The organism is Kitasatospora sp. NPDC004240 (genome assembly GCF_053603215.1).
The window spans coordinates 1-11,779 of the sequence record NZ_JBSGFD010000238.1; the positions used below are offsets into that span (position 1 = coordinate 1).

Below are 11,779 nucleotides of genomic sequence, written 5' to 3' on the forward strand. Positions count from 1 at the left end.
TTCGCCGTGGCCAGGGTGTTCCACGGCGAGGCCTGGCTGCCGTCGCCGTTCGAGGCGGCCGAACAGTCCAGGTACCGGGCGATCGGCCCGGCCGCCGACGCGGACGGCAGGACGGGGACGGTCAGCGCCGTCGCGGTGAGCGCGACGAACACGGCACGTCTGAGGGTGGGGGTGACGAACATGAGGGGCTCCCGAGGTGGGGGAGGGAGATGAGAAGTGGGGTGAGGACCCGCCCGCACAGTAGGACGGCCATCTGATCGCGTCAATCCATACGGATCGAAATCGTCGCGAATCGATCGAACGATCAATCTTGGGTCATTTGTCTTGACCCGCCCGGAAGGCCGCCCTACGGTTCGAGCGCGGGTCGCCGTGTCACGGGCCTTCCACCCGCCTCCTCCTTCGGCCCCCGCTCCGTCGCGGGCTCCCCCACCCCACAGAGGACCGCTCCCATGCGCCTACGCCGCCTCCTGCCACCGTGCCTCACGGCCGGTGCCGTGCTGGCATCCCTGCTGGCACTACCCCCCGCCGTCACCGCCGCCACGGCCGAGGCACCCCAGGTGTCCTTCGTCAGCCCGGCCGCGGGTACGCTCACCGGCACCGTCGACATCGAGGTCGACGCCCCGCCGACCACCACCGCCGTCCGCTTCTCGATGGACGGCATCGCCTTCTCCGAGCTCACCGACCGGTACGCCAAGTCGCAGAAGGCCGCCCCGGTCTGGCGCACCGCCACCGACGCCGCCTGGTTCCCCCCGGGCGCCCACACCCTGACCGCCGAGGCGGTGACCCCGTCCGGGACGGTGACCGCGACCAGGTCCGTCACCACCGTGCGTCCGGCCGACCCGGCCGGGATCACCACGCTCAACGGCTCCTGGCGCTTCGCCGTGGACAGCGAGCTCGCGAGCGGCGCCCTCGACGGAACGGCCCCGCCCGCCGTCCAGCCCGGCTTCGACGAGGCCCCCACGACCGCGGTGCTCGTGCCCGGCACCTTCGGCACCGTCCGGGACGAGTGGAACGCCGAGGCCGGGCACCGGGCCGTCTACCGCAAGCAGGTGGACCTCGGCACCAAGGGCGCGCAGCGGGTCCAGTTCGTCTTCGACGGCTGCTACTTCGCGTGCACGTACTACCTGAACGGCACCCAGGTCGGTTTCTCGCGGGCCGGCCACCTGCCCCAGCGCGTCGACGCCACCACGGCGGCCCACGACGGCGTCAACACCCTGGCGGTGGTGGTCGACAACCGGCAGAGCACCATCAGCGCGTTCAGCACGACCGCGCTGTACTGGCAGTACGGCGGCCTGATCCGGGACGTCCGGATGGAGCGGACCGAGGCCGCGGCGATCGCCGGTGTGACCGCCGAGGGCGATCCCGCCGACGGGAAACTGACGATCCGGGCACAGGGCACCAACACCGGTTCCTCCGCCGCCACGGTGACGGTCGCGCTGAAGGTCCAGGCGCCCGGCGCGAGCACCGCACTGATCGACACCACGGCCGCGCTGACCGTTCCGGCCGGCGGGGGCGACGCGCAACCGGTCACCCTGACCGTCCCGTCGCCGCAGCTGTGGAGCCCGGCCGACCCGAAGCTGTACACGCTCACGGTGACCCCGCCCGCCGGGCGCGGGCAGCCCGCCACGCTGCACCCGGCGTTCCGGAGCGTGACCGTCTCCGGCGGCGACGTCAGGATCAACGGAACGGTCGTCTCCGGGCTCAAGGGCTTCAACCGGCACGTCGACTACCCGGGCCTCGGCCGCAGCGAGCCCGACGGCCTGGCCGTGCGCGAGCTGCGCGAGTTCCACGCCAAGGGCTTCCGCATCCTGCGGCCCGGCCACTACGCGGCGACCCCGGCCCTGCTGGAGGAGGCCGACCGGCTCGGCATGCTGATCGTCAGCGAGATCCCCGTCCAGCAGATGACCGGCACGGCACTCGCCACCGCGCCGGTGCAGGCCTTCGCCAAGGACCAGCTCAAGCGGATGATCGACCGCGACCGCGGCCACCCCAGCGTCATCATCTGGTCGGTCGGCAACGAGAACAACACCACCAACGACAACGGCGCCAACTACGTCAAGACCATGATCGACTACGGCCGGACGCTCGACGCCAAGCGCCTCTACACCGAGGCCAACAACAAGTTCACCAGCAGCAAGGCCTACGGCTACGAGGACGTCATCCTGCCGAACATCTACTACGGCTGGTACGGGTCACGCGACATCTCCGAGCTCGCCGCCACGCTCGACGACATCCAGAGCGCGGCGGGCGGGAAGCCGCTGATGATCAGCGAGTACGGCGCCGAGGCCGTCAAGGACCGCGTCGGGTACGTCCGCGGCACGGAGTACTACCAGGGTCTGGTGATCGACGAGTACAACCGGCTGGCCGGCTCCCGGCCGCACACCCTGGGGCTGATGGTCTGGTCGGCCGCCGACTTCCTGGTCTCCTCCGGCTGGACCGGCAGCAACCCCGAGCCCGCCCCGCCGTACAACGCCAAGGGCATCCGCGACCACTTCCGGGAGCCCAAGCTCGCCTGGCGGGTCATGTTCTCGCCGGTCCGCATCCGGACGCTCGCACCGGTCTCCGTCCCGGCGGCGCAGCAGACGTCCGTGACCGTCCCCGTCACCGTCGACGACGTCTCCGGGCACGGCGCCTCCGGCACGATCCAGGTGACGCCGCCGTCCGGGTTCACCGCCGGCCAGGCGCAGCCGTTCACCGTCGCCCCGGGCGGCAGCACCGTCCTGCAGGTCACGCTCACCGGGCGGATGCTCGCCGAGGGCACCGAGGCCTCGCCCGGTCTCGTCCGGGCCGTCATCGACGCGGACACCGAGGCGCAGCCGCGGCCGCTGAACCTCACTCCCGGCGGCGCCGCGCCGGCCCTCGACGCCGGTACCGACACCAGCGCCGTCACCCCGGGCTACCAGGCGCTCGGGCCGGCCACCGCGTACAGCACCACCACCGGCTTCGGCTGGACGGGCGGTGCGCCGCAGTCCCGCGACCGGATCAGCCCCGACCAGCTGCGGGCCGACTTCGCCACCGACACCGTGAAGCGGACCCTGCGGATCACCGTCCCGGCGGGCAGCCACACGCTGTACGTGCTGGTCGGCGACAGGCAGTACGCCGCGGACCCGCAGAGCGTGGCGGTCAACGGCACGACGGTGATCACCACGCCCCTGATTCCCGCGGGCACGTTCCGCTGGTACGCGGCCCCGGTGAGCGGGGGCACGGTCGACGTCTCCTTCACCCCGGGGGCGGCGGGCACGTACTGGAAGGCGTCCGCCGTCGTGGTGGTCTGACGGCCGCTGCGGTGCCCGGGCCGGCGCGCCGGCCCGGGTCTCCCGCGCACCTGTGGTCCGGCGTCCGGCGGGGCGTCGGACCACAGGCGCCTGCGCGGCGTGCCCGGGCCCCGCGCCGGCCGAGGCACGAACGCCGCGGCCCCGGGAGAAATCCGGGGTGTCCGCCCTCTAGCCAGAGCGGGATCGTATATCGAATACTTGCGTCAACCCCGACGGCACGGGCCCCACACCCCGGCGCCGTCGCCCCCGCCTCCACCACCCTGGAGCCCCCTTGTCCGGTTCGCCCTCCCCCGTCGGCCGTCGATCGGTGCTGCGCGGCATGCTCGCCGCCGGCGCCGCGGCGAGCATGCCGCAGCTCGTGAGCCTGACCAGCGCCCAGGCCGCCGGCATCACCACCGGCAGCTACGCGATCCGCTACGACCAGGCCGCCAGGCAGACCATCCTCGGCCTCGGCTTCGAGATCCAGTCCGACTCCATCGGCTCCGACAACAACGGCCTGCCCGACCTGGTCAGCGGCGTCCCGTACGACCTCACCCCGGCCGAACGCACCCGCTTCTACCAGCAGATGCTCAGGGCCGGCCGCACCGACCGCGGATTCCGCTACTGCCGCCTGGCCATGGGCCTCTACCACCGCGGCCTGACCGCCGACCGCAAGCGCTTCGTCGACCGCTACGCCGGCCAGACCGCGCTGCTGGCCGAGATGTGCCGCGAGGCCGGCGTCGAGGGCCTCGCCGTCGAGTACTGGTCCCCCGCCCCCGGCTGGAAGACCAACGACAGCCTCGTCGGGAAGACCGCCGCGGCCAACAGCCTCACGGCCGGCATCGACCTCGCGGCCTTCGGCGACGCCCTGGTCGACGACCTGCGGTACCTCACCGACCAGGGCCTGCGCATCTCCTACTGGGGCCTGCAGAACGAGCCCGAGTTCAACACCTCGTACTCCTCCTGCGTGTACTCCCCGGACCAGTACCTGGCCGCCTTCAAGGCCGTCGCGCCCAAGATCCGCGCGGCCCACCCCGGGGTGCGGATCCACGCCGAGAGCCTGAAGGGCTGGACGGGATCCATCGGCCAGAAGCTGACCGCCTCGCCCGAGGCCATGGGTCTCGTCGACGCCTGGACCTTCCACCGGATCGGTTCCGACAGCACCCAGCAGATCACCACGGACTTCCGTTCCGGCGCCCGGGGGAAGCCCGTCTTCAACAACGAGTTCGAGTACCTCAGCGGCGCCATGTCCGACTGGCGCTGCATCAACACCGCCCAGTCGATCATGAACTGGATGACCTTCCAGGACTCCCCCACCTGGTGGTGGCTGCACGCCCTCAAGCCCACCACCAACGCCGAGTCCGAGCGCTACGGCCTCGGCTTCTGGCGGCCCCCGAGCGACACCGACTTCAGCCACCACCCGCAGATCCAGGCCGGCCACTGGGCCTTCAACCCCCGCAACTGGAACGCCGTCTCGGGCTTCGTGAAGTACATGCCCTGGGACTCCGTCCGGTACCACGTCGACGAGCCCCGCCACACCGACGGCTCGTACTACTCCGAGCACCGGATCATGGCCTGGAAGACCACCTCCGGCAAGCCCGTCTTCGCCCTCACCAACCGCTCCGCCACGGAGGCCTTCACCTACACCGTCGACACCCGGACCGCCGCCGGCTTCCAGGGCCGGCGCTACGGGCCCGCCACCAACGACCAGGGCGTCGGCACCAAGACCGGCCCCACGCTGGAGATCACCGTCCCGCCGCTGTCCGTCGAGTTCTGGATCCGCACCCCCTGAGACCGGTACCGGGCCGGGCGGAGCGCGCCGACCCCCCTCCGCCCGGCCCGGTACCGCACCACCCCGCCCGCACCATCCCGCCCTGCACCCCCCCTGTACGAAAGGACCGGTGATCACGGATGCTCCGCAACGGTCTCGAACCCTGGCACCTGCTGATCATGGTGGCCGTCGTCCTCCTGCTGTTCGGCTCCAAGAAGCTGCCCGACATGGCCCGCGGCCTCGGGCGGTCGATGCGCATCCTCAAGGCCGAGACCCGGGCCCTGCGCGAGGACGAAGCCCAGGGCGGCGTCCGACCGGAGGAGTACGGCCCGGAACCCGAACGGCCGAGGGCCGTCGAGTCGGCCGACACCACCCGGATCGCCGAGGCCCACGACGACAGCACCCGCGCCCGTTCCCACTGACCGGCCGCCGCCGGACACGCCGGCCCCGGCCACCCCCACGGGCGGCCGGGGCCGTCCGCTGTCCCCGTTGCAGTCCCATATCGTCAGCCGGGCGCCGGGGGTGGCGGAGCCCTTCGGTACGTCGATGCAGCGTCCGCTGCCGGCTCCGTTGAGCACACCCGCGTTGAGCACGGGCGTGTTCCCGCCGGAGAGCCGGAACACGGCGGTGGCGTGCGCCGGCAGCGTGGCGGTGATGGTTCCCGTGGTGCTCCCGGTCCCTCCGCTCCACAGGTCTGTCAGGGTGTAGGAGGAGGCGCCGGATTTGCCGACCGTGCCGACGGTGGTGGTGATGGTGGCCGGGGAGTCGCTCTCGTTGAACAGCGCCACCGCGACATCGCCGTTGGCCAGCGGTTTGGCGAGCACGTTGTGCCCGCCGGTGGAGGAGACCAGGTGGGCCTGGCGGCCGAGTGGGTCCTGGTTCACCGCGATCACACGGGTGTTGGTGAGGATGGCCAGGGTTTCGGCGCTCGCTTCGGTGATGTCGTTGCCTGCCAGGAGGGGGGCGGCCATCATCGACCAGAGACTGAAGTGGGTGCGGTCCTCGGTCGCTGACATGCCGTTGCCGACCTCCAGCATGTCCGGGTCGTTCCAGTGCCCGGGACCGGCGTAGGCCCCGAGGCCGACGTTGCCGTGGAAGATCGACAGGACGCTGGAGTAGGAGACCTGGATGTCACCGGTGGTGCGCCACATGCTGCCCGTGCCCGCTCCCCAGAGCCATGGCGATTCGCGGCCCCAGTTGCACAGGCTGAACAGGATCGGCCGGCCGGTGGCCCGCAGTGCGTCGCGCATCGCGGTGTAACGGGGCCTGGAGGGGAGGCCGTTGTTGTTGCAGTTGTCGTACTTGAGCAGGTCGACGCCCCAGGAGGCGAACAGCGCGGCGTCCCGGGTCTCGCGCCCCAGGCTTCCCGGTAGTCCGGCACAGGTCCTGGTGCCCGCGTCCTCGTAGATGCCGAGCTTGAGGCCGAGCGCGTGCACGTGGTCGGCGACGGCGGCGATGCCGTTCGGGAACTTCACCGGGTCCGGCACGAGGTTGCCCGCCGCGTCACGGCTCGGCGCCGTCCAGCAGTCGTCGATGTTCACGTAGGTGCAGCCCGGCCGCCTGCATGCCGTTGCGGTGCATCGCGTCGGCGGAGGCTTTGATCAGCGACTCCGACACGTTGCAGCCGGTCGCGTTCCAGTTGTTGTAGCCCATCGGGGGTGTGGGTGCGATCGACTCGTCCGCCGTCGCCGTCGCCGTCGTCGCCGTCGCCGTCGTCGTCGTCACGGCAGCAGCGGACGCGGGTCCGCTCGCGGCTGCGCCCGGGGACGCGGAGGTCAGTGCGGCGGCGGGGACCGCCGGGACGAGCAGTGCGAACGCGGCGAGGGCGGCGAACGCGGAGGTCTTGCCGCGCAGCGCGGACCGGGCCGAGTGCCTGGCGGGCATGGGGGCTCCCTGGTGGGTGGCGTGCGAGGAGGTTGGGTGCGGCCAAGCATGCCTGTTCGATAGAGGAGACTCTTGTTTGCATCTGTTCGTCAATAGGCATGCACGAAAAGCGTCTTGACGATCACATGACACTGTCTTGCCGCCGGCGCCGGGTGGTCGGAGTGGCGCTCGGGCGGGACAAAGTGGGGAACGAGATCCACAACTCTGCTGCTCACCAGGGTATTTGACGCTGCGTCTTGACATGACGCCACGAACCCGTAACGGTATGTCGCATACCGTTTGACGGTCGACGCGCCCAAGGCTGCCCTGTTGCATGCCTTTGATATTTGTTGGTTCTTCGCGACCGCCCGGTGTCAGCGACCCGCGAGAGGTGCTCGCCACGTCGTTGCGGTCGACCCGATCACCGGACGGCCCGCCGAAGCGGACACCCGGAGCGGCGAGCAGGCCCGAGAGGTCGCCGCGTCCACGCCGACACCCCGGACCGATCGTCGCCGGCCAGGAACAGAACGATCCGCCAGGAACCGGACAGGGAGCCTGTCATGCCCCACGAACGAACGCCCGTGCACCCGCCGCCGGACGGGAGGCGGGTGCACCGCACCCGCGCCGTCGTGCTCGCCGTCCTGCTCGCGATGGCAGCGGCCCTCGGCGGCGGGCCCGTCGCGTCCGCCGAGCCGGACCCTCCGGCGACGGCGGTGAGCGCGACCCGGGCCCCCGCCGCCACCGGCAGCCATACCGTGACCTACGACGGCTACTCGATGATGATCGACGGCCGGCGCACCTACATCTGGAGCGGTGAGTTCCACTACTTCCGGCTTCCCAGCCCCGACCTGTGGCGGGACGTCCTCGAGAAGCAGAAGGCGGCGGGCTTCAACACCGTCTCGCTCTACTTCGACTGGGCCTACCACTCCCCCAAGCCGGGCGTCTACGACTTCACCGGCATCCGCGACGTCGACCGGCTGCTCGACCTCGCGGACGAACTGGGCCTCTACGTGATCGCCCGCCCCGGCCCGTACATCAACGCCGAGGTCGACAGCGGGGGCTTCCCGGCCTGGGTGGACACCCTGCCCGGTCACGCCCGGGGGACGAACCCCGCCTACCTGGCGGCCGCCGACGAGTGGCTCGCGAAGATCGACCCGATCATCGCCCGCCACCAGCTCACCGACGGACGCGGCACGGTGATCGCCTACCAGGTGGAGAACGAGTTCTACCAGAACGACGCGGCGGGCCGGGAGTACATCGCGCACCTGGCCGAGGGGGCCCGGGACCGCGGCATCACCGTCCCGCTCACGGGCAACCACAACGCGCGCTTCACCGAGGGCGTGGGCGCCCTCGACATCGACGGCGTGGACTCCTACCCCCAGGGCTTCAACTGCTCGTCGCCCGACACCTGGAAGGGCGTCCCGGACGTCTCCTACGGGCACGCGCCCGGCCGACCGCTGTTCACGGCGGAGTTCCAGGCCGGCTCCTTCGACCCGTGGGGCGGGCCCGGCTACGACAAGTGCCGCCAGCTGATCGGGTCCCAGTTCGCCGACGTCTTCTACAAGCAGAACATCGCGGTCGGCGCGACCATGCAGAACCTCTACATGGCGTACGGCGGCACCAGCTGGGGATGGCAGGCCGACCCGAACAAGGTCTACACCTCGTACGACTACGGCGCACCGATCACCGAGACCCGGCAGCTGACCGACACCTACCGGCAGGACAAGCTGATCGGCTACTTCCTGCAGAGCGCCGCGCCGCTCACCAAGACCGACCGGGTGGCCGCCGGGCGGCCCAGCGCCACCGGGGTCACCGAGACCGTCCGGATCAACCCCGACGACACCACCCAGTTCCACGTGCTGCGGCAGACCGACGCCACCTCGACGAAGAAGGTCGACACCCGGATCGCGCTCGACCTCGGCGCCCAGGCCTACACCGTGGACGACCAGGGACCGCAGGCCGCCTACGGCGACGGCTGGACCCACGTGGGCCACCGGGAGAGCTACACCGCCGACGAGTTCCGCCAGACCGAGTCCTGGACCGACAGGGCGGGGGCCGACGTCACCGTGCGCTTCCGCGGCACGGCCGTACGCTGGATCGCCTCCACCGCCGCCAACCACGGCCTGGCGGACGTGTACCTCGACGGGACCCTCGCGGCCACCGTCGACGGCTACTCCGCCGGCACCGTCTCCCAACAGGTGCTCTGGTCGAGGAACGGGCTCACCGACGGCGAGCACACCCTGCGGATCGTGGCCACCGGGCGCAAGAACGCCTCCGCCAAGGGCACCTTCGTCGCGGTCGACGCCGTGGACGTCCCGGGCCCGGCCGGCCGGGTCTACCCGACGGTGCCGCAGGAAGCGGGCACCGCCATCTCGCTGAACGGCCGCCAGTCCAAGACCCTGGTCGCCGACTACCCGCTCGGCGCGAGCCGCCTCCGGTACTCCACCTCGGAGGTCCTCACCCACGCCCGGATCGGCGGACAGGACGTGGCGGTCCTGTACGGCGACCGCGGACAGCCGGGCGAGACCGTACTCGCCGCACCGGCCCGGCCGACCGTCCAGGTGCTGGCCGGCAGCGTGCGCAGCACCTGGGACCCGGCCACCGGGGACCTGCGGCTCAACTACACCCACGACGGCCTCGCCCGCGTCCTGGTGACCGGCGGACCGCAGCCGCTCCTGCTCCTGCTCGGGGACCGGGCGGCGGCCGGGGACTTCTGGCGGGCCGACACCTCCGCCGGCCCGGTGCTCGTACGCGGCTCCTCCCTGCTGCGCTCGGCCTCGTTCGACGCCGGCACCCTGGCGCTCACCGGGGACAGCGCGCAGGCAGGGCCGATCGAGGTGTTCGGACCCACCGCCACGGCCACGACCTGGAACGGCGCCGCGCTCGCCCTGCGGCCCGGAACCGGCGGCTCACGCGCGGGCGACCTCGCGGGACCGGCCGCGGTGAGCCTGCCCGCCCTCACCGGCTGGAAGCGGCAGGCGGAGAACCCGGAGGCCCGGGCCGACTTCGACGACCGCACCTGGCGGACGGCCGACCGGCAGTCCTCGAACAGCACCACCACGCCCGTCACCAAGCCCGTACTGTTCGCCGACGAGTACGGCTTCCACCACGGCGACGTCTGGTACCGGGGGCACTTCACCGGCACCGCCGGCACCACCGGCGTGAGCCTTTCCGCCCTCACCGGCAAGGCCGGCGTCCACTCGGTGTGGCTCAACGGCACCTTCCTCGGCAGCGCCCCGGAAGGCACCAGAACCTTCGCCTTCCCGGCCGGGAGCGTCACCGAGGGCCGGGACAACGTCCTCGCGGTGCTGGTGGAGAACTCCGGCCACAACGAGGACTGGTACGTCAACGACGCGCACAAGCAGGCCCGCGGCCTGACCGGTGCCAAGCTCACCGGGACCGGCACCCCGCCCGTGCTCACCTGGCGCGTCCAGGGCGCGCTCGGCGGGCAGGACCCGGTCGACCCGGCCCGCGGCCCGATGAACACCGGCGGGCTGTACGGCGAACGCTCCGGCTGGTCGCTGCCCGGGTTCCCGGACGGTGGCTGGAGTCCCACGACGCTGCCGGACCGGACGACCAACCCCGGCATCACCTGGTACCGGACCACGGTCGACCTCCACCTGCCGAAGGGCCAGGACACCTCGCTGGGGCTACGGATCACCGACGACCGCTCCCGCCACTACCGGGCACTGGTCTTCGTCAACGGCTGGCAGTTCGGCCGCTACATCAACGACCTCGGCCCGCAGACCCGCTTCCCGATCCCGGGCGGGATCCTGGACGGCGACGGAACCAACACCATCGCCATCGCGGTGTGGAACACCGACACCGCGGGCGGGGGCCTGGGGAAGGTCGAACTGGAGTCGTACGGCACCCTGCTGTCCCCGCTCACGACCGCCCGGGTGAACGCGCCCGGCTACGAGGCAGCCGGCGCCCCCGTGAAGCCGGCCCGGCACCCGGGTACGGCGTCCGTCGGCACACCCGTGACACCGCGCACCGCAAGCGGCTCGGCCGGGCGCGGCCACCGACACGCAGAAGGGACTCAGCAGACGTAACACGTCATGGCCGCGGCCCGGACGGCTCGCGCCCCTGCCTCCTGGTACACCCTCCACGCCACGTGGGGACCGGCCTCGCCGGTGACACGACAGGCCATGAGGGCGGTCAAGGGGCTCCGGCTCTCCTGACAGCCCCGGACTCGTAGTCGCGGGCGACGCGCCGCCGCCGGGCGGTCAGATTCAGCACCCGCCCTGGACGCACCCTCGCACGCCTGGTGCTCCGTCAGCAGGCACCGCACAAGGCGCCGGCCACCTGATGGTGACCGGCGCCTACACCGTGGTCCTGTGGAACAGCCTCTACCTGAACCGGCGGTCAAGCAGTCGGCCGCAGGCGGTTTCCCTCCCGTCGACGGTTTGGGGCCCGCCTCTCGCCGCTGCAGTTCGACCACATCGTCCTCGGCCGCTTCGCGGCCTTCCGCCCACCGAGGCCGGACAGCCACTGCGAAAGCCGTCGGCGGACAAGTACGAGGACGGCGGCGACCACCTCTGAGGGCGGTCCTGCCGAGCGCCCGGGAGGCAGACGGGAGCGGTCCGGCGGTGCCTGGTGTGCACGGGCGGTTCGTGTCGCGGAGGTCTACGGTGGAGCCGTCGGCGCCGCTTCCGGCGATGCGGTCCCTGCACGGCTGGAGGTTCCTCGGATGCGGGTCGGTGGGACGCCGGGGGCCGGGAGCGGCGCGGGTTCGGTGTTCGTGGGGCGGGACGCCGAGCTGGGGCAGCTGGTGGGACTGCTCAAGGTGCCTCCGGCGGTGGTGATCGTGGAGGGCGAGGCGGGGATCGGGAAGTCCCGGCTGGTGGTGGAGGCGTCCGCGCGGCTGCGCGCCGATGGCGTGACCGTGCTG

General features: G+C 71.9%; 6 protein-coding genes and 1 pseudogene. 4 read left to right on the forward strand and 3 right to left on the reverse strand.

Translation table 11 applies throughout. The features are described 5' to 3' along the window. Window positions 1-182, reverse strand: a pseudogene (locus tag ACWEQL_RS36990) (right-handed parallel beta-helix repeat-containing protein); the annotation flags it as partial. 267 nt (window positions 183-449) lie between these two features. On the opposite strand from ACWEQL_RS36990, the gene ACWEQL_RS36995 reads away from it, so the two are divergent. Both ACWEQL_RS36995 and ACWEQL_RS37000 read left to right on the forward strand, forming a co-directional pair. Continuing rightward, complete coding sequence (locus tag ACWEQL_RS36995) at window positions 450-3,275, forward strand: glycoside hydrolase family 2 protein (RefSeq protein WP_452155050.1); 2,826 nt, start codon at window positions 450-452, stop codon at window positions 3,273-3,275. A gap of 271 nt (window positions 3,276-3,546) precedes the next feature. Continuing rightward, complete coding sequence (locus ACWEQL_RS37000; RefSeq protein WP_452155052.1) at window positions 3,547-5,046, forward strand: hypothetical protein; 1,500 nt, start codon at window positions 3,547-3,549, stop codon at window positions 5,044-5,046. A 113-nt stretch (window positions 5,047-5,159) separates the two neighbouring features. On the opposite strand, the gene ACWEQL_RS37005 is transcribed toward ACWEQL_RS37000, so the two are convergent. Both ACWEQL_RS37005 and ACWEQL_RS37010 read right to left on the reverse strand, forming a co-directional pair. Beyond that, window positions 5,160-6,566: a hypothetical protein gene (locus ACWEQL_RS37005; protein WP_452155054.1), complete on the reverse strand. Its 1,407-nt coding sequence runs from the start codon at window positions 6,564-6,566 to the stop codon at window positions 5,160-5,162. After that, window positions 6,529-6,909: a hypothetical protein gene (locus tag ACWEQL_RS37010; RefSeq protein ID WP_452155056.1), complete on the reverse strand. Its 381-nt coding sequence runs from the start codon at window positions 6,907-6,909 to the stop codon at window positions 6,529-6,531. Before ACWEQL_RS37010 ends, ACWEQL_RS37005 begins: the two co-directional genes overlap by 38 nt. A 539-nt stretch (window positions 6,910-7,448) precedes the next feature. On the opposite strand from ACWEQL_RS37010, the gene ACWEQL_RS37015 reads away from it, so the two are divergent. Next, the gene (locus tag ACWEQL_RS37015; protein WP_452155058.1) at window positions 7,449-10,940 is read left to right on the forward strand and encodes a beta-galactosidase; all 3,492 of its coding nucleotides are present in this window, start codon (window positions 7,449-7,451) and stop codon (window positions 10,938-10,940) included. A gap of 638 nt (window positions 10,941-11,578) precedes the next feature. Further along, a partial coding sequence (locus ACWEQL_RS37020; RefSeq protein ID WP_452155060.1) for an AAA family ATPase occupies window positions 11,579-11,779 on the forward strand: 201 nt, incomplete at its 3' end.

What these genes read in the sequence shown, in the direction of transcription:
- ACWEQL_RS36995 (WP_452155050.1), top strand. Translation starts at nt 450, where the DNA reads ATGCGCCTACGCCGCCTCCTGCCACCGTGCCTCACGGCCGGTGCCGTG.
- ACWEQL_RS37010 (WP_452155056.1), bottom strand. Translation starts at nt 6,909, where the DNA reads ATGCCCGCCAGGCACTCGGCCCGGTCCGCGCTGCGCGGCAAGACCTCC.
- ACWEQL_RS37015 (WP_452155058.1), top strand. Translation starts at nt 7,449, where the DNA reads ATGCCCCACGAACGAACGCCCGTGCACCCGCCGCCGGACGGGAGGCGG.